This window comes from Pseudomonas sp. MYb60 (genome assembly GCF_002979555.1).
In the GTDB taxonomy this organism is placed as follows: Bacteria; Pseudomonadota; Gammaproteobacteria; order Pseudomonadales; family Pseudomonadaceae; genus Aquipseudomonas.
In genome coordinates this window covers 43149-60511 of sequence record NZ_PCOZ01000003.1, presented here as the reverse complement: position 1 = coordinate 60511, position 17363 = coordinate 43149, and the positions used below count along the sequence as shown (strand labels likewise).

Here is a 17363-nt window from a genome sequence, read left to right as displayed (position 1 = left end):
AGCTGGAATTTATGCGCTGCAGCGTGACCTGTCAAATCGATAATCGAGGGTCGCGAGGATTCAAGCGCGAGCAGACCTGCTGTAAGCTCGCCGGACGTACCGTTCAAGCATGAGGTGATTTTGTCCAATATTCGTGAAGTCGCCCGGCTCGCCGGCGTTTCGGTGGCGACCGTATCGCGCACCCTGGCATCACCGGAACGGGTGCGTGAGGCCACGCGTGACAAGGTCAACGCGGCCGTCGAACAGGCGGGTTATCGCCCCAACCTGATGGCGGTCCAGTTTCGCTCCCGGCGCACCGGCAACCTGGTCATCCTCGTCCCGAAGATTGCCAACACGTTTTTCGCGCGCGTGATCAGTGGCGCACAACAGGCCGCCCAGGCCGCGGGTTATCGACTGCTGCTCTGTGATACCCAGGGCCGCGAAGCCATCGAGCGCGAGTTTGCCGGGCTGGTTGACGCCCATCAGGCCGATGGCGTGATTCAGTTGCGCGCCTACGACCCTTTCCCGGCCGACCGCGCAGACACCCCGCCGATGATCAACGCCTGCGAAGTGATCAAGGACGGGCGCCATCCCACCATCAGCCTCGACAACCAGGCAGCCGCCAAAGCCATGACCGAACACCTGATCGGTCTCGGGCATCGTCGGATTGGCTTGATCAAGGGCCCTCAAAGCAGCCCCCTGACCCAGGAGCGAGTGGCGGGCTACCAGGCGGCATTGGCTCAGGCGCGCATCACCAGCGATCCGGCGATTATCTGCCACGGCGACTTCAGTTTGCGCGCCGGTTATGACGGCGCGGCTACCCTGCTGGCGCTACCCGATCGCCCGACTGCGCTGTTTTGCGAAAACGACGAGATGGCCATCGGCGCGCTCAAGCGCATCAAGGACGCTGGCTTGCGCGTGCCGGAAGACATCTCTCTGGTGGGATTCGATGATATTCCGCTGGCGCACTACTGTGATCCGCCGCTGACCACCATTGCCCAGCCCGCCGAAGGCTTCGGGCGCATGGCCGTGGAGATGCTGATCAACTTGATCGAGAAAAAACCCAATCTCCAGCAGCACGTGACCCTGCCTTTTGAACTGACCCTGCGTAAAAGCGCTGCTGCGGCGTCAGTGATACCTCCCCTGAGGGAATGAGCGCAGGGCTATATCAGCTTTTTCATGAACGCCCGAGTCGTTGCATCCAGTCCCGAGCCTTCACCAAATGCAGCGTTGACTCCATCATTTGCCCTCAGCAGCATTTCACACTGCATACCTATGGCCGTCGCCAGATGCTGATACTCGCGCTGCTCCGCCCCGTACTTATCCTTGTCGGTCTGCAAGCGTTGAGAGGCTGGGCCCTTCAGCGTTGGGTCAGTCTCCAGGGCCAGCGCGCGTTCATCTTCCAGCAGTCGCCGCTGAGTCAAGCCGACCCGCAGATTTGACATACGAAAGCGCGTATAGGTGCGTATGACGCTGATGGCGCGAGCGTTGAACGCGATGGCCGCGTCTCTTTTGGTCTCGGCGCCCGCCCAATCGGCAGACTGCATCTGCAGCAGATCCGCCGCCAGTTCCTGTTCGGCCTGCTCACCGCGCGCCAAGTAGCTGGACAGGTCCAGGCCTGGCTGCTCTTCAAACGCAAGCAGGTGCCTGGACACCAGTGACGCTGCTTTCGCCACGTCATCCCGATGACGCTCGACGCTCCATCCATAACCAGCCACTCCGACTCCAAGAATGGCCAGCCAAAGCACAACGACGATTTTTCTCATGGGTCCCTCCAAGACATCCTGAAAGGCTATCACGGCAAGTACCAGGAGAAGAGATCTTGGTCAACGGCATCACCCGGTCGGCTCTGGGGCGTGACACCTGTTGGTCACCGCCAACCACGACTAAACAGACCGATTCGGGTTTCACATCAGCCCAGGCGGATTACTGGATAAGGGTGGCCGACAAGTTCGTGATGACCCAATCAGCCGCTACACCGTTCAGCCCTTTGCGAAAAGCCTGCCCAAGCGTTCGTTAATCGCACCACATCGTTCGCTGGGCAGCCCGCTTCGACAGAACATTTGGCACTCTGTACGTCACCGCTGATCAACACTGAACGAGCAGCAGTTCCAGACTCGCCCTCAGTCTGATTGCCTCAATTCGTCTGCACACAGGAGCACGCCTTGATCAATAAAACGTTCGAATCCATCGCCGCGGCATTGGACGGCATCGCCGACGGGGCGGTCATCATGGTCGGAGGCTTTGGTACCGCCGGAATGCCCTCGGAGCTGGTCGATGGCGTAATCGCATCGGGCGCCCGTGATCTCACGATCATCAGCAATAATGCCGGCAACGGCGAGATCGGGTTGGCCGCACTGCTCAAGGCCGGTCGCGTGGCCAAGGTGATTTGCTCGTTTCCACGGCAGTCGGATTCGTATGTATTTGATGAGCTTTTCCGGGCGGGCAAAGTGCAACTGGAGGTGGTGCCTCAAGGCAATCTGGCCGAACGCATCCGCGCCGCGGGTTCCGGTATCGGCGCATTCTATTCACCGACCGGCTACGGCACGTTGTTGGCCGAAGGCAAGGAAACCCGGCTGATCGAAGGGCGCAACTATGTGCTGGAAATGCCGCTGCACGCCGACATTGCATTGATCAAGGCAGAAAAAGGTGATCGCTGGGGCAACCTCACCTACCGCAAGGCCGCACGCAACTTTGGACCGATTATGGCCATGGCCGCGACTACGGCAATTGCTCAGGTCAATCGCATCGTTGAGCTGGGCGAACTGGATCCGGAACACATCATCACTCCCGGCATCTTCGTCCAGCGTGTAGTAGCGATCCCAACCGTCCCTTCCCTGCTTGCCAACGCCAGCTGAGGCAAATCCCATGTCCGTTATGAAAAAACTATCGCGCAACGAAATGGCTCAGCGCGTCGCACAGGATATTCGTGAAGGTGCTTACGTGAACCTGGGCATTGGCGTACCGACGTTGGTAGCCAATTATCTGGGTGATAAGGAAGTGTTCCTGCACAGCGAAAATGGCGTGCTGGGCATGGGACCGAGCCCGGCGCCTGGGGAAGAAGATGATGACTTGATCAATGCGGGCAAGCAGCACGTGACGCTGCTCAGCGGCGGCGCATATTTTCACCATGCCGATTCGTTCTCGATGATGCGCGGCGGGCACATCGATATCGCCGTGCTGGGAGCATTCCAGGTTTCTGTCGAGGGTGACCTGGCCAACTGGCACACTGGCGCCGAAGGCTCGATTCCCGCCGTGGGCGGCGCGATGGACTTGGCCACCGGTGCTCGCCAGGTGTTCGTGATGATGGACCACCTGACCAAGACCGGTGAAAGCAAACTGGTGCCCAAGTGCACTTACCCGTTGACGGGCATTGCCTGCGTGAGCCGGATCTATACCGACCTGGCGATTCTGGATGTCACTGCGCAGGGGCTCCGTGTGCGTGAAATCCTTGCAGACATCAGTTTCCAGGCTCTGCAAGACCTCAGTGGCGTGCCGCTTTTACAATGATTCCCCGTTCAACTGCGCGATCCACGTCAGGCACTGACGCAACAGTGCCGACTCATCTCCAGTCCGGTAGCTGACCACAATTGGCGAGGTCGCGGCGGGGTCCAGCAGGGGCGCATAGCCGATGTCATCGCGGTGCAACCGCTGGACTGAGGCCGGCACCAGCGTAATGCCAATACCTGCCGCCACCAGGCCGATCGCGGTCTGCAATTCGTTGGTCATTTGCGCCACCGAGATTTTCAGGTGGTTGCGCGCGAACAGCTGGATGACGTGATCGGCATAGCTCGGCCGAACATTGCCGGGGTACAGCACGAAAGCCTCTTGCGCCAGTTGCTCCAAGCTGACAGCAGTACCCAGCAAGGGGTGCCCCGCTGGCAACACCGCCACCAACGGGTCGAGACAAATGACTTTTTGAATGACCGCCGTATCGTCCACATGGATACGCCCGAAGCCAATGTCGATGCGCCCGCTTTTGAGCGCTTCAACCTGCTGCAGGGTGACCATTTCCGTCAAGCCCAGCTCGATACCTCCGTCGCTGCGCAAGCGGCGAATCAGCTCTGGCAAGGCGCCATACAACGTCGACGGTGCGAAACCGATCCCCAGCCAGCGTCGCTGGCCCGCGTCAATGCGCCTGGTGTCGTCACAGACACGCGTCAACTGCTCCAATAACTGTTCGGTCTGCTCATAGAAAAATCGCCCGGCGTCTGTCAGCCGCAGCGGTCGGCTGCGCTCCAGCAATGCCACACCAAGCTCTTCTTCAAGCTGTTGAACCTGGCGGCTCAACGGCGGCTGTGCCAAATGCAGTTGTTCGGCGGCGCGAGTGAAATTAAGGGTTTGTGCGACGACGCGGAAATAGCGTAAGTGACGTAATTCCACGATACCTCCAAGGTATTAAACCAGACTCTTTCAATATTGGACCCCTGTCAGCCCGCAATGCAATCTTTGGTGCGTTCCAATAAAAACCCAGGGGATATGGACATGCGCCATAACGCCCGATCAGGACCCGTCAATGATCACTATCACCCGTCTCGAAACGTTCATCGTCGATCTACCGACTATCCGCCCGCACAAGCTGGCCATGCACACCATGCAAAACCAGACATTGGTGATCCTGCGCCTGCACTGTAGCGACGGCATCGAAGGCATCGGGGAAGCCACAACCATTGGCGGCCTGTCCTACGGTAATGAAAGCCCGGAAAGCATCAAGACCAACATCGACAGCTACTTCGCACCGCTGTTGATCGGCCAGGATGCCAGTAACCTGAATGCTGCTATGTTGCGTGTAGAGAAGGTCGTACGCGGTAACACCTTCGCCAAATCGGCGCTGGAAACCGCGTTGCTTGATGCTTTGGGTAAACGCCTGGGCCTGCCCGTCGCCGAGTTGCTTGGCGGGCGCGTGAGGGATGGCCTGGAAGTGGCCTGGACACTGGCCAGCGGCAATACGGAAAAAGATATCGAAGAAGCCGAGCGCATGCTCGACATCCGTCGGCACCGCATTTTCAAACTCAAAATCGGCGCAGGCGAACCCGCCAAGGACATCGCCCATGTGGCGGCAATCAAGCGTGCGCTCGGCGATCGCGCCAGCGTGCGTGTTGACCTTAACCAGGCATGGAGCGAAGCCGTAGCCATCCGCGGATGCCAGATGCTGGGCGATGCCGGTGTCGATCTGATCGAACAACCCATCCCCCGCCAAGACCGCGAAGCCCAGGCCCGTGTCAGCGCCCGTAGCCCGGTGCCGATCATGGCCGACGAAGCCATCGAAAGTGTCGAAGACAGCTTTGCCCTGGCACGTGCAGGGGCTGCGCCCGTGTTTGCACTCAAGATCGCCAAGAACGGCGGGCCGCGTGCCGTTCTGCGCACCGCTGCCATCGCCGAAGCGGCCGGCATTGCGCTGTACGGCGGCACGATGCTCGAAGGCGGCGTGGGAACCTTGGCCTCAGCCCACGCCTTTGCCACTCTGGGCAAAATCGAATGGCACACGGAGCTGTTCGGCCCGTTGCTGCTGACCCATGACGTGCTCACCGAGCCGCTGGTGTATCGGGATTTCCAACTGATGATTCCGACCGCACCCGGCCTGGGTGTGTCACTGGATGAGGCGGCCCTGAAGCGTTTCGCCCGCGCCTGATTTGATACTCAACTCTAAAGGAATCACACGATGCTGTTTCACGTGCGCATGACCGTCAAACTCCCACACGATATGCCGCCGGACCGCGCTGCGCGTCTCAAAGCCGACGAGAAGGAATTGGCGCAACGCCTGCAACGCGAAGGCACATGGCGCCACTTGTGGCGCGTCGCCGGGCTGTATGCCAACGTCAGCGTCTTCGATGTGCCGGATACCCAAACCCTGCACGACACCCTGATGCAATTACCGCTGTATCCCTATATGGAAATCGAAGTGACAGCCATGTGCCGCCACCCTTCGTCGGTGCATGACGACGACCGTTAAACCGATACGCGTTGCAGTAATACGTCGCATGCGCACGTCAAGTCGACGCGCAGCGAGACCGAGACTTGGACGGTTCACATAGCGTGAGGCGCCAAGTTTCGATCGCACATACCGGTGCCTTTACGAGGCAAGCCCTCCACCGTATTGATAATCCTTATCGACAAGCTCTAGACTGCACGCCCTGCCAGGACGCTTCACACTATTCGAGTCATCACCCATGTCCGATTCATCCGCGCACCTGCACATGTTCCTGTCCGTTCGCCGGGAATTGGTGGGTTATGCAGCGAAAATCACCGGGGATCGGATTCAGGCCGAGGACATCGTCCAGGAAGCCTGGATTCGTTTCAGCCCGGCGAAGGCTGCTACGCGTGCTGATGTTGAGCAGCCCGTGGCCTACCTCTATCGGATCGTGCGTAACCTGGCCCTGGACCTCAAGCGTTCGCGCAGTCGTGAGGATGATCACACTGCCTCCCCGCCCCTTTGGTTGTTGCCGACTACGGCCAATGATCCAGCCGAAATCTGTCAGCACAGCATGACATTGGAGCGCCTGTCTGACGCGCTGCATGCGCTGCCCGAGAACAGCCGAAAGGCGTTGGAATTACACCGATTTGGCGGTTTCACGCTGGCTGAGATCGCCGGTCAGTTGGGCGTGTCCCTGACCACCGCACACCGTCTGTTGCGCGAGGCCCTGCTGGCGCTGGCCCGCGTGGTGGACGACCAGGAAGGAGGGAAGGATGCGCACCGTGGATAAGCCTCAAGACCCGCTGGAGCAGGCGGCCGACTGGCAGATTCGCCTGCAGGAAGAACCCGACGCGCGCGCAGACTTCGAACAGTGGCTGATGGAAAGCGACGCACATCGCGCCGCTTGGCGAAAAATGGAAACCCTTTGGAGCGCGCTCGGCGAGTTACCGGCTAAGCCTGAAGCCGCCTATTCGCGCAGCGTGGTGCTCAAGCCGTCCCGTCCCCCGCAACTGACTACTCGCTCACGCCGACGCTGGCTTGCGCTGGCAACTGCAGCGGGCGTGGCGGCCATCGCTGCAATAATGGCGCCTCAGGCCACGATGGCACTACGCGCCGACTATCAAACGGGGGTCGCGCAGATACGCACCGTGCACCTGGCCGATGGCTCGACGGTGGTACTCAGCCCGCAGAGCGCGTTGAAGGTGCTCGATGCCGATGGGCGTCAGGTCGAGTTGCTCAAGGGCCAGGCCTACTTTCACGTAGCGCGAGACCCCCAGCACCCTTTCATCGCCCACGCGGGGCAATTGTCGGTGAGGGTGCTGGGCACTGCGTTCGACCTGGATCTGCATCAGGATGCGGCCGAGGTCGCGCTCGAACACGGACAGGTCCAGGCAGAAAATGCCCAGCCGCCCCTCAGCGAACGCCTGATGCCGGGGCAACGCCTGAAATTCAGCTGGCCGTCGGGCAAAGTCGAACGCTCAAGCCTCGAACCGACACAGGTAGCGGCATGGCGCACCGGCTCGCTGTTCATTGAAAACCAAAGCGTGGCCGATATCGTCGATCAACTTCAGCGCTATACCTCTGGGTGGATCGTCATAACCGATCCATCCTTGAAGACTCGTCGCATCACCGGCGTCTACGACCTGAACAACCCGCCCCGCGCGTTGAAAGCCCTGGCGCAATCGCTCGGCGTCAACAGCCGGCAAATGACCCCGTGGGTGCACACGTTGGGGAATTTCTGATTTTTTTTCATTAATCGTGGAAAAAATCCAGGAGCACTACGTCTTTCATGGTCGGTTTGAGAATTTTTCTCAAATGTAATTCAGACGTATGAAGGATCGTATCCATGTCGCGTTACCCTGCTCTCCCGTCCCTGGCACTGCTGTGCATGCTCCCCATGAGCGGCTGGGCAGCGGACGCAACGCAAGATGTGCGCACCGAGCACTACGCCATTGTCGCGCAACCATTAGCCTCGGCCCTGGCGCAGTTCGCCCAGCAGAACAATCTGCAATTGAGCTTCGACGCCGCACTTGCTCAAGGCAAAATGGCGCCTGCGGTGAGCGGCGAGTTAAGTCAACAACAGGCGCTGTTGCAGTTGCTGAGCCAGTCTGGACTGGGATGGACGCTGACCGACGAACGCACCCTGCTGCTGTTCCCACAGCCGGATAGCGGCGCACTGAATCTTGCGCCATCCACCATTACCGCCGACGCTTTTGTAGAACGCGCGGACGGACCGGTCCAAGGCTACCGCGCCACTCGTAGCGCCACAGGCACCAAGACCGACACGGCACTGCGTGACATCCCGCAGTCGATTCAGGTGGTATCGCGTCAGGTGCTTGAGGATCAACAGGTCAACAACCTGGGGGATGCGCTGACCAATGTCAGCAGCGTGCAGCGCGGCAATACCCACGGTGGTTCCTCTGAAAGCTTCGTGATCCGGGGTTTCAAAGCCACGACCTACGCCGTCGATGGGATGTTGATCAACCCGCTGGTTTCGCGCCCCGAAGCCTTGCGAGATCTGGCCAACGTCGAGCGCGTCGAAGTGCTCAAGGGGCCTGCGTCGGTGCTGTACGGCCGTGGCAACCCTGGCGGCTTGATCAACCTGGTCACGCGACAGCCAAGCTTCACCCCTGAAGCCCAGGTCAAGGCGCAAGCCGGGTCTTTCGATTTCTACCGCCTGGAGGCCAACGTCAGCGGACCGCTAGATGAAGCCAAAACGCTCGCTGGGCGCATGACCGTGGCCACACAGACCGACCGTGGCTTTCGCGACACCTTCCGCGACAGTAAGCGCACCTACGTCGCGCCCACGCTGCGCTGGGAACCCAGTGACTCGACACGGGTGGACGCCGGCGCCGAGTACATCGACCAGACCAGCCCCTTCGACCGCGGACTGATCCCGCTGAACGGCAAGATCAACATGAGTGCCGACCGTTACCTGCACGAACCCTGGTCACGGGACAAGGCTGAAAAGTTCTCGGTCTGGTACCGCGCCGAGCACGACGTCAACGATTGGTTAACATTGCGCCAGATGACCCGCTGGGACCAGTCACACAAGGACCGCTACGTGGTCGACCTGCGCACCCTCCGCGCCGACGGCCGTACATTGGAGCGCCGCGCCACAGATGGCGATGAGCGGGTCCAGACGCTGGACATGCAATATGAAGCCATCGCACGTTTCGCCACCGGCGGGCTCAAACACACGGCACTGGCTGGTTTCGAATACATCGACGGTAAGCGCAACGTCAGCAGCGATCGTGCATCGCTGACGTCCATCGATATTTTCAAGCCCGTCTACGGTGCGCTGCCGGGCCCATTCACCTTCAATGAAGAAACCGACTACAAGGTCGAGTCGTACAGTGTGTACCTGCAAGACCAGATAGACCTGAACGAACAATGGAAGTTGATCGTCGGCGCCCGATACGACGACACCCGCCAGCGCAATAGCACCACCAACGCCGCTTACAAGGTCACCAAGACCAATATCGACCCGTCCAAAATCTCGCCACGCCTGGGTTTGGTGTATCAGCCCACTGACTGGCTCGCGCTATACGCCAGCTACAGCACGTCGTTCACACCGCAGAGCAATATCCAGCGCAACGGCAGCGTGTTGGACCCCGAAGAAGGCAAGCAATACGAGATGGGGGCCAAAATCGATGTCATTCCGGATCGTCTCAGCGCTACCGTCTCGGTGTTCGAAATCACCCGTGAGAACGTCGCCGCCCCCGATCCGTCCGACGACAACTACTCGCTGCAGACCGGCGAACAGAGAGTCCGCGGCATTGAACTCGACGTCACTGGCACGCCGCTTGAAGGCTGGGAGATCACCGGAAACGTCAGCGCGCTCAACGCCAAGGTGACCAAGGACACCCGCATTGATGTGGGTAATCGCCTGGATGGCGTACCGATTCTAAGCGGCTCGATCTGGTCCTCTTATCAGTTGCAGGAAGGCCCCTTACGCGGCCTGGGCTTCGGCGCCGGGGTGATTGCCGTCGGCGAGCGTCAGGGCGATATCAATAACAGTTATGACGTTGGCGGTTATGCACGTGTCGACGCCAGCGTGTTCTACGACATCAACGAAAACGTGCGGGTCTCGCTCAACGGCCGCAACCTCACTGACCGCAAATACATTGAAACCGTGGCCGGCACCGATGGTAACTACGCCGGTGCGCCCGCATCGGCAATCGCGGCGGTGAGCGTGAAATTTTGAAACTCTCGGAACCGACGATAACGGCGCATTCCCTGGCTGCGGCCTACCGCAAGACCTTGCACAAACGTTTGTGGATTTGCGGTGCACTCGCCCTGGCCCTGCTGTTTTGCCTGATCACTGACATCACCTTGGGCAGCACGCGATTCGCCGCCGGGGACGTGCTGTTGGCGATCTTCAACCCGACCCAGGTCAATGTCGACACCCAGGTGATCGTGCGCGAGCTGCGCTTGCCGTTTGCCCTGATGGCAGTGCTGGTGGGCGCAGCACTGTCGCTGGCCGGGGCCGAAATGCAGACGATCCTCAACAACCCCTTGGCCAGCCCGTTCACGCTGGGCGTGTCGTCGGCAGCTTCACTGGGCGCAGCGCTGGCCATTGTGCTGGACCTGGGCGTACCCGGTGTGCCGTCGAGCTGGTTGATCACCGCCAACGCGTTTGTCTTCGCCTTCGCCTCGGTGCTGCTATTGCAGGCGGTGGCAAGCATGACTGGGGGGGTGCAGTCGCTGGTTCTGTTCGGTATCGCATTGGTGTTCAGTTTTAACGCGATGGTCGCACTGCTGCAGTATCTGGCGTCTGCTGATGCCCTTCAGCAACTGGTGTTCTGGAGCATGGGCAGCCTGAGCCGAGCCAGTTGGCCTGCGGTGCAGACCCTCGGGCTTGTAGTGTTGCTGGTCATTCCGTTCAGTATGCGCGCGGCATGGCAGATGACTACCCTGCGCCTGGGCGATGAGCGTGCCGAGACCCTGGGCATCAACGTGCCGCGCTTGCGCCTGGGTGCGCTGCTGCGTATCAGCCTGCTGGCGGCAACTGCCGTCGCGTTTGTCGGTACCATCGGTTTCATCGGCCTGGTCGGCCCGCACATAGCACGCCTGCTGATCGGGGAGGATCACCGCTTTTTCCTGCCTGCCAGTATTCTGACCGGCGCGCTGATCATGTCGCTCTCGGCCATCGTCAGCAAACAGCTGATACCCGGTGTAGTGTTGCCCATCGGTATTGTCACTGCCGTCGTCGGTGTGCCGCTGTTCATGACCCTGATACTCAAGCGAGGTCGCTCATGAGTGCATTACGGGTCAGCCAATTGAATGTAGGTTACAAGGGGCGTCAGGTGCTGCATTGCATCAACCTGCCCGACATCCAGCCCGGCCAGGTCGTCGCACTGGTGGGCCCCAATGGCGCAGGCAAATCGACGCTGCTGCGTGCGCTGGCCGGCTTACTGAAAGCCCGCGGAGAGGTACGCCTGGGGACCCTTGACCTGCTTAACTGTGATCGCCGTGAGCGTGCTGCAGTGTTGGGTTTCATGCCTCAGACCCTGCAGGAGGGTATCGAGTTGAGCGTGCTGGAAACGTTGCTGGGCGCTCTTCGCGGGGCGGATACCCCTGGGCTGCGCGGCGATAGCCAGGCCCTGCAAGCACAGGCGTTTGCGGTGCTCGAACAATTGGGCATTTTGCCCATGGCGCTCAAGTCGCTGGACAGTCTGTCGGGCGGACAGAAACAGATGGTCAGCCTCGCCCAAGCGGTGATCCGCGAACCGAGTCTGTTGCTGCTGGACGAGCCTACCAGCGCATTGGACCTGCGTTATCAGAACGATGTGATGGCGACCGTTCGCCAGATGGCCGATCAGGGACGAATCGTCGTCGTGGTGCTGCACGACCTCGGCCTCGCAGCCCGCTGGGCTGACTGCATCATGGTCTTGCAACAAGGTCGGCTGCATACAGCGGGCACGCCCGAGCAGACCTTGACCCCCGCCATGCTGGAGCAGGTCTATGGGGTGCAGGCGCGTGTCGAGCATTGCAGCCAGGGCCGCGTGCAGATTCATGTGGACGCATCATGTTGATGCGCCCTGTGTTGATGTTGCTGTGGCTGTTAAGCGCCGGGGCTCAGGCCGCCGACTATCCGCGCGTGGTCATCGATCTGGCCGGGCGCAGCGTTACCCTGCCACACGCGCCACAACGCATCGTGCTGCAGGACAGCAATGACGTGCTTGCGCTCGCACTGCTTGAGCGCGAAAACCCGCTCAGGCACCTGGTCGCGTGGGACAACAACCTGGCCAGCTCCGACCCAGGCCTATGGAACGTTATTCAGCAACGCTGGCCCGAGGCACGCAACGTGCAAACACTGGCCTTCCCGCAAAGCGGACAACTTGATATTGAAAGCCTGCTACGCACGCACCCGGACTTGATCATCGCTCGCCTGAGCGCTCGTTCAGCCATCGAAAACACGGTACTGGAAAGCGTGTTACAACGCTTGGGCATCGCGCTGATCTACGTGGATAGCGAACTTGACCCATTAGTGAACGTACCCCGCAGCATCGAACTTCTAGGCCGTGTTCTGGGGCGCGAAAAGCAAGCGCAAGCGTATCTGGACTACTACCGGCGCCAGCTTTCCAGCCTGCAACAGCACATCAACGGTCTCGAGCCCCCCAGAGTGTTCGTTGAAGCCCGAGCTGGGCAAGCGGGCGGCGGTGGTTGTTGCCATACTCAGGGGCACAGCGGCTGGGGCTTGTTGAGCGAGCACCTTGGCGCAATCAACCTGGGGTCGCATTACATGCGAAGCGAATCAGGCGATGTCGCGCTGGAAACCCTGATTCTGAGCAAACCCGATGTGTACCTGATGACCGGTACCCAACGCATGCGCAACGGCGTCGGTGCAATTCCATTCGGCTACGCAGCGGATAACGCGAAAATCCGTGCTGAGATGGAGCGACTGATGTCGCGCCCTGGATTCAACGCCACCGCACAGTCCCCCGGTCAGTGTGTACAAGGACTCAGCCATCAGTTTTACAACAGCGTGTTCAACGTCGTAGGCGCGCAGTGGCTGGCAAAAATATACTGGCCTGACGCCTTTGCCGGCTTAGACCCGGACGCCGAGTACCGCCGCTTGATCCAAAACTTCACCACCCTCCCCGATCTGCCTTTTATTTTTCATGAGCAGGTCTGTTTTGAAGAGCTCGATACCAAAGCCGGATGACGCACTCCCAATGATTACAGCTGCTGTGCGGCGTCTCAAATCCTGGGCCAAGACGCTCAAGACGAAACTCATTCTACTCTGGCTGTGTTGCCGTCAGCTCGACATGCCGTTGAGTGCCAAAGCCGTAGCATTGACGACCGTGGTTTACGCCCTGAGCCCCATCGACCTCATACCGGATTTCATTCCGGTGCTGGGGTTACTGGACGACGTGATTCTGCTACCCCTGGGTATCGCCCTTGCATTGCGGATGATTCCAGTGCAACTGCTGCAACGCTGTCACTTGCTGGCGCTGGCTAAAGCCGGACAGCGTATCTCTCTGAAAGGGACCTGGTTGATGACTGGCGGGATCTTGATCGTCTGGCTGATAGCGATAGCTTTCGCCTTAAGCGCCTTTGGGTAGAGACGCAGCTTGAATTTTACGTGCATGCATGATCGTGGTTGCTGGGTTCCGGCACAGCAGCAGCCCTTGATAAAACGCTCTCAGCAGATGGCGTGGAACCAGGCCCAGGGCATCGTCCTCATCGATTTCGCGCTGTCCGAAGACGACCTGGCTATCATTTCTCGCCTGGCCACGCCTGCCGGACGGTTGGACAACCAGGATCCGGCAGTGTACGAGGAGCTCTGACCCTCCCCGCACTGGACCCAACCTGACTATCACTCTTATCAATTAAACTTATCTCGGCAAATCATTAGGATAGCGCCGGCAATTAGCGTTTCATGTCACAACTTTTTGTTGCATGACCCGCTGGAGCTGCACGTGTCGCCATTTTTTTCTCGCCTCAAAACACCCCTTTGTTTTTTCGCCCTCAAACTGCTGTTGATCGGCTTCACCTTGTGGATGATCTGGTTGGATATCGCGGTATTTCAAACGCAGATCCTGGAGATCTCCTTCACCGAAGTGTCCCAGGAACTGCTGCTGTTTGCCTGCGCCCTGCTGTTTTGGTGTGCCCCCGATAAAAATGGACGCGGCTTCAACTACCTGGCCGCCGGTTTTTTCGGCTGCTTGCTCATGCGTGAACTTGATGGCCTGTTCGACCCGATCAGCCACAGTGCGTGGTGTGCGCCCTTCCTGGTGATCGCCGCTAGCGCCCTGTTCAATGGCTTTCGCAAGCCCAATCGAGCACAGACATTGGTCCAGCTTGAGGCATTTTTTTCCTCGCCGATCTTCGCCACGATGTCCACCGGTTTTGCCATCCTGCTGTTTTCCCGAGTGTTCGGCATGGGCAGCCTGTGGCACCTGGTGCTCGGCGAGGGTTACGAACGGCTGGCGAAGACCACGGTAGAAGAAGGTGTCGAACTGCTGGCCTACAGCATGTGGTTTGCCGCGAGTATCGAGTATTTCTTGCGCGCTAGAAGCGCAATGCAACTTAGCCAAAGCGCTCCCGTTCCCGCTGCCTTCGCTTCAGGCCAGATATCGCCCGTGCGCCGCGCCGCCTGACGAAAAACACCCAGCGTTGCTATCGGCGCCGGTGAAATGATCGACGGGCCAGCGCTCGACTCGGCCGTGTCCTTGCTAACCGGTGTGTCTTACGACAGTGCCGGTTTTATGGGTGACACCACGGCGATTCCCATATGGGTTACACACCAGAGAACAGCGTTGATGAACATTCGAAAACACCCGACGTCGGTGGCCGCTCATGCCAGGCGTGCATCCGTCCTTCAGGTATCAGCGCTCGTGCTGTCGATCTTGCTGGCCGGTTGTTCCTACCGTGATTTGAAGCCCCAGTCGCAGTTGCAGGCTGCTGGCGATGCCGAAGAAACCCTTGCCCAAAGTGGTATCACCCTTTCGCCCGCCGCTTGGCCGACGGAAAGCTGGTGGACCAGCTTCAACGACAAGCAACTCGACAGTTTGGTGAATGAGGCCCTCGCCCAAAGCCCGACATTGCGCTCGGCGGCCGCCCGCGTGCGCCAGGCGGGCGCACTGGAGGCCATCGAAGGCGCTTCGCTGCTCCCGCGAGTGGACGGCTCGGCGAGCACCACTCGAGAACGATTCAGCGCCAACGGCACCACGCCGGCACCGGTGAAAGGCACTTGGCAGAATGTTGATCAGGCAACGCTCAACGTGGGTTATGAGCTGGATTTCTGGGGCAAGAACCGCGCAGCCGTCGAAGCCGCTGTAGGGCGCCGCCATGCCGTTGAGGTGGACAGCCGAGGGGCTGCGCTGATGCTGTCGGCGTCGATCGTACAAACCTACATCGCCTTGCAGGACACCTACGAGCAGTTGGACGTCGCGCAAGCGTTACTCGACCAGCAAGTGCATATTGAAAAACTGACGCAACAACGTTTCAGCGCCGAACTGGGCACCCAGATCGATATCAAGCAATCACAAGCGTCGCTGCCAGCGAGCCGCGCCAACATCGCCGCGCTCAAAGAGATGATTGAGCTCAACCAAAACAAGCTCGCCTCATTGCTGGGCCAAGGCCCCGACCGTGGCCGTACCATCGCCCGCCCTCACCTGCGGGCCAGCGACAGCGTAGTTCTACCAAGCAATATACCCGCCGAACTGGTGGGCCATCGTCCGGACGTGGTCGCTCAACGCTGGCGCGTCGAAGCGTCGGGGCATGAGATTGAGGTGGCCAAGGCGCGCTTCTATCCAAATGTAAACCTGACGGCGTTTGTCGGCTTGCAAAGCCTGGCGTTCGATACGTTCAACGATCACAGCAGCCGAATCCTCGGTTTTTCGCCAGCGATCAGCCTGCCGATCTTTGAAGGCGGCCGTTTGCGCGGCAACCTGGATGCACAAGACGCCGCCTACGACCTCGCGGTGGAAAACTACAACCAGACCGTCGTCGATGCGCTGCGCGATATCGCCGATCAACTGGCCTCCTTGCGCTGGCTGAAGGAGCGCATGGCTCAGCAGCAGGAAGCTGTGGACACCGCACAGGCCGCCTCCGACCTGGTCAATTTGCGCTACGGCGCGGGGCTGGCCACTTACTTGCAAGTGCTGTCCACGCAAAACGCGACGCTCGTCCAGAAACGCCAGCTGGTCACCTTGCAATCACGCGCCCTGTCGCTGCAAGCCAACTTAAGCCGAGCGCTTGGGGGCGGTTACCGCCCTGAGTTCTCCGCGAATGCGCCCACCCTTCCTAGTGTAGTTGATCAATCATGAGCACCCCAACGCCCACCTCTGTCGATACCGCCCAAACCAAACCGTCCTACCGCGCGCAGTGGCTGCTGATCGTGGGTATCGCACTGCTCCTGCTGGCATTGGGCGGCTGGTATCTCTTTGGGCTGGGCAGTGAGGCCACCGACGATGCCTACGTCGATGGCAACATTGTTCAGGTCACGTCCCAGGTCAGCGGCACCGTCACGGTGATCAGTGGTGACAACACCGACCATATCGACGCGCATGCGCCATTGGTAACGCTAAACCCTGTAGATGCCGAGATCCAGTATCAGCGCGCCCAGTCCAACCTGGCCCGAGCCGTACGTCAGGCGCGCACCCAGTATTACCAGGTACAGCAGCTGCAAGCGGAAGTCAGCCAGCGCCAGAATGACGTGCGCAAGGCCCAGGACGATGTGCGCCGACGCAGCCAACTGGCCGCCAGCGGTGCGGTGTCCCGCGAAGAAATCAGCCACGCCGAGGAAGTCCTCAAAAACGCCGTGGCCGGCCTTGATGGCAGCCGACATGCCTTGGCAGTGCGCCTGGCCATGGTCGATAACACCACGCTGCGCACCCATCCCGATGTATTGGTGGCGGCCGCCAACTTGCGCGATGCCTATATTGCCCTGCACCGCACGCAGATCTACTCGCCCGTCAGCGGCTTGATCACCAAGCGCAATGTGCAAGTGGGTCAGCGCATCAATCCCGGGGTGGCGCTCATGTCCGTGGTGCCCATTGACCAGGTGTGGGTGAATGCCAATTTCAAGGAATCACAAATCGAGGATCTGCGCATTGGCCAACCCGCCGTGCTGCGCGCCGATGCATACGGGCGCAAAGTGGTTTTCCACGGCACCATCGTGGGGCTGGATGCGGGGACCGGCAGTGCGTTTTCGTTGATGCCTGCGCAAAACGCCACGGGCAACTGGATCAAAGTCACCCAGCGCGTGCCCGTGCGTATTGCGTTGAAACCAGACGAGATTGCCGTCAACCCGCTGCGACTGGGCCTGTCCATGCGCGTGTCGGTTGACACCACTGATACCAGTGGCCAGGTCCTCAACAACAAATCACCGTTGCAACCTGCCTACAGCACCAACGTGTTTGAAAACGAGCTCAAGGACGCCAATGACGTGGTGGAACGCGTGATCAGTGCGAACGACGACCGTGGGCAAATTGCTCAGCGTTTGAAGCCTTGACGG

18 protein-coding genes are annotated in these 17363 nt (G+C 59.9%); 16 read left to right on the top strand and 2 right to left on the bottom strand.

Annotation, left to right across the window (positions count from 1 at the left end; genetic code table 11):
• Positions 1-120 precede the first annotated feature (120 nt).
• Positions 121-1134 (top strand): LacI family DNA-binding transcriptional regulator, encoded by a 1014-nt coding sequence (locus CQ041_RS05870; protein ID WP_105521532.1) that lies wholly within the window; start codon positions 121-123, stop codon positions 1132-1134.
• Positions 1135-1142: 8 nt separating this feature from the next.
• Here CQ041_RS05870 and CQ041_RS05865 read toward each other — a convergent pair whose 3' ends face one another.
• On the bottom strand, positions 1143-1745 hold the full coding sequence (locus CQ041_RS05865) for a hypothetical protein (RefSeq protein WP_105521531.1): 603 nt from the start codon (positions 1743-1745) through the stop codon (positions 1143-1145).
• A 399-nt stretch (positions 1746-2144) separates the two neighbouring features.
• Here CQ041_RS05865 and CQ041_RS05860 point away from each other — a divergent pair, with 399 nt between their 5' ends.
• Both CQ041_RS05860 and CQ041_RS05855 read left to right on the top strand, forming a co-directional pair.
• Complete coding sequence (locus CQ041_RS05860; protein ID WP_105521530.1) at positions 2145-2837, top strand: 3-oxoacid CoA-transferase subunit A; 693 nt, start codon at positions 2145-2147, stop codon at positions 2835-2837.
• Positions 2838-2847: 10 nt separating this feature from the next.
• Positions 2848-3489 carry a 3-oxoacid CoA-transferase subunit B gene (locus tag CQ041_RS05855; RefSeq protein ID WP_105521529.1) on the top strand — a complete coding sequence of 214 codons (642 nt, stop codon included), beginning with the start codon at positions 2848-2850 and terminating at the stop codon, positions 3487-3489.
• Here CQ041_RS05855 and CQ041_RS05850 read toward each other — a convergent pair.
• Positions 3481-4362 carry a LysR family transcriptional regulator gene (locus CQ041_RS05850; RefSeq protein WP_105521528.1) on the bottom strand — a complete coding sequence of 294 codons (882 nt, stop codon included), beginning with the start codon at positions 4360-4362 and terminating at the stop codon, positions 3481-3483. The genes CQ041_RS05855 and CQ041_RS05850 overlap by 9 nt on opposite strands.
• Before the next feature lie 133 nt (positions 4363-4495).
• On the opposite strand from CQ041_RS05850, the gene CQ041_RS05845 reads away from it, so the two are divergent.
• The 13 genes from CQ041_RS05845 (at position 4496) to CQ041_RS05785 (ending at position 17360) form a co-directional block, all read left to right on the top strand.
• Positions 4496-5611 (top strand): muconate cycloisomerase family protein, encoded by a 1116-nt coding sequence (locus tag CQ041_RS05845; RefSeq protein ID WP_105521527.1) that lies wholly within the window; start codon positions 4496-4498, stop codon positions 5609-5611.
• A gap of 30 nt (positions 5612-5641) precedes the next feature.
• On the top strand, positions 5642-5932 hold the full coding sequence (gene catC, locus CQ041_RS05840) for a muconolactone Delta-isomerase (RefSeq protein WP_105521526.1): 291 nt from the start codon (positions 5642-5644) through the stop codon (positions 5930-5932).
• A 217-nt stretch (positions 5933-6149) separates the two neighbouring features.
• On the top strand, positions 6150-6683 hold the full coding sequence (locus CQ041_RS05835; protein WP_105521525.1) for an RNA polymerase sigma factor: 534 nt from the start codon (positions 6150-6152) through the stop codon (positions 6681-6683).
• Positions 6667-7635 carry a FecR family protein gene (locus CQ041_RS05830; protein WP_105521524.1) on the top strand — a complete coding sequence of 323 codons (969 nt, stop codon included), beginning with the start codon at positions 6667-6669 and terminating at the stop codon, positions 7633-7635. The genes CQ041_RS05835 and CQ041_RS05830 overlap by 17 nt, the downstream gene beginning before the upstream one ends.
• 104 nt (positions 7636-7739) lie before the next feature.
• On the top strand, positions 7740-10100 hold the full coding sequence (locus CQ041_RS05825; RefSeq protein ID WP_105521523.1) for a TonB-dependent siderophore receptor: 2361 nt from the start codon (positions 7740-7742) through the stop codon (positions 10098-10100).
• Entirely contained in the window at positions 10097-11155 is a 1059-nt protein-coding gene (locus CQ041_RS05820) for an iron ABC transporter permease (RefSeq protein WP_240995186.1), read from the top strand. The genes CQ041_RS05825 and CQ041_RS05820 overlap by 4 nt, the downstream gene beginning before the upstream one ends.
• Positions 11152-11931: an ABC transporter ATP-binding protein gene (locus CQ041_RS05815; RefSeq protein ID WP_105521521.1), complete on the top strand. Its 780-nt coding sequence runs from the start codon at positions 11152-11154 to the stop codon at positions 11929-11931. Before CQ041_RS05820 ends, CQ041_RS05815 begins: the two co-directional genes overlap by 4 nt.
• On the top strand, positions 11925-13064 hold the full coding sequence (locus CQ041_RS05810; RefSeq protein ID WP_105521520.1) for an ABC transporter substrate-binding protein: 1140 nt from the start codon (positions 11925-11927) through the stop codon (positions 13062-13064). The genes CQ041_RS05815 and CQ041_RS05810 overlap by 7 nt, the downstream gene beginning before the upstream one ends.
• 10 nt (positions 13065-13074) lie before the next feature.
• The gene (locus tag CQ041_RS05805) at positions 13075-13464 is read left to right on the top strand and encodes a YkvA family protein (protein WP_105521519.1); all 390 of its coding nucleotides are present in this window, start codon (positions 13075-13077) and stop codon (positions 13462-13464) included.
• 66 nt (positions 13465-13530) lie between these two features.
• Positions 13531-13689 carry a hypothetical protein gene (locus CQ041_RS26290; protein ID WP_156088627.1) on the top strand — a complete coding sequence of 53 codons (159 nt, stop codon included), beginning with the start codon at positions 13531-13533 and terminating at the stop codon, positions 13687-13689.
• A gap of 132 nt (positions 13690-13821) precedes the next feature.
• Positions 13822-14502 carry a hypothetical protein gene (locus CQ041_RS05795; RefSeq protein ID WP_177429356.1) on the top strand — a complete coding sequence of 227 codons (681 nt, stop codon included), beginning with the start codon at positions 13822-13824 and terminating at the stop codon, positions 14500-14502.
• Between the two features lie 162 nt (positions 14503-14664).
• Positions 14665-16173 (top strand): efflux transporter outer membrane subunit, encoded by a 1509-nt coding sequence (locus CQ041_RS05790; RefSeq protein ID WP_105521517.1) that lies wholly within the window; start codon positions 14665-14667, stop codon positions 16171-16173.
• Positions 16170-17360 carry an efflux RND transporter periplasmic adaptor subunit gene (locus CQ041_RS05785; RefSeq protein ID WP_105521516.1) on the top strand — a complete coding sequence of 397 codons (1191 nt, stop codon included), beginning with the start codon at positions 16170-16172 and terminating at the stop codon, positions 17358-17360. Before CQ041_RS05790 ends, CQ041_RS05785 begins: the two co-directional genes overlap by 4 nt.
• The last annotated feature ends 3 nt before the right edge of the window (positions 17361-17363 follow it).

Excerpts from the sequence above, each read along its gene's own strand:
- CQ041_RS05790 (WP_105521517.1), top strand. The coding sequence starts at position 14,665 with ATGAACATTCGAAAACACCCGACGTCGGTGGCCGCTCATGCCAGGCGT.
- CQ041_RS05825 (WP_105521523.1), top strand. The coding sequence starts at position 7,740 with ATGTCGCGTTACCCTGCTCTCCCGTCCCTGGCACTGCTGTGCATGCTC.
- CQ041_RS05855 (WP_105521529.1), top strand. The coding sequence starts at position 2,848 with ATGTCCGTTATGAAAAAACTATCGCGCAACGAAATGGCTCAGCGCGTC.
- CQ041_RS05810 (WP_105521520.1), top strand. The coding sequence starts at position 11,925 with ATGTTGATGCGCCCTGTGTTGATGTTGCTGTGGCTGTTAAGCGCCGGG.
- CQ041_RS05865 (WP_105521531.1), bottom strand. The coding sequence starts at position 1,745 with ATGAGAAAAATCGTCGTTGTGCTTTGGCTGGCCATTCTTGGAGTCGGA.
- CQ041_RS05805 (WP_105521519.1), top strand. The coding sequence starts at position 13,075 with ATGATTACAGCTGCTGTGCGGCGTCTCAAATCCTGGGCCAAGACGCTC.
- CQ041_RS05815 (WP_105521521.1), top strand. The coding sequence starts at position 11,152 with ATGAGTGCATTACGGGTCAGCCAATTGAATGTAGGTTACAAGGGGCGT.
- CQ041_RS05830 (WP_105521524.1), top strand. The coding sequence starts at position 6,667 with ATGCGCACCGTGGATAAGCCTCAAGACCCGCTGGAGCAGGCGGCCGAC.
- catC (WP_105521526.1), top strand. The coding sequence starts at position 5,642 with ATGCTGTTTCACGTGCGCATGACCGTCAAACTCCCACACGATATGCCG.
- CQ041_RS05835 (WP_105521525.1), top strand. The coding sequence starts at position 6,150 with ATGTCCGATTCATCCGCGCACCTGCACATGTTCCTGTCCGTTCGCCGG.
- CQ041_RS05845 (WP_105521527.1), top strand. The coding sequence starts at position 4,496 with ATGATCACTATCACCCGTCTCGAAACGTTCATCGTCGATCTACCGACT.
- CQ041_RS05785 (WP_105521516.1), top strand. The coding sequence starts at position 16,170 with ATGAGCACCCCAACGCCCACCTCTGTCGATACCGCCCAAACCAAACCG.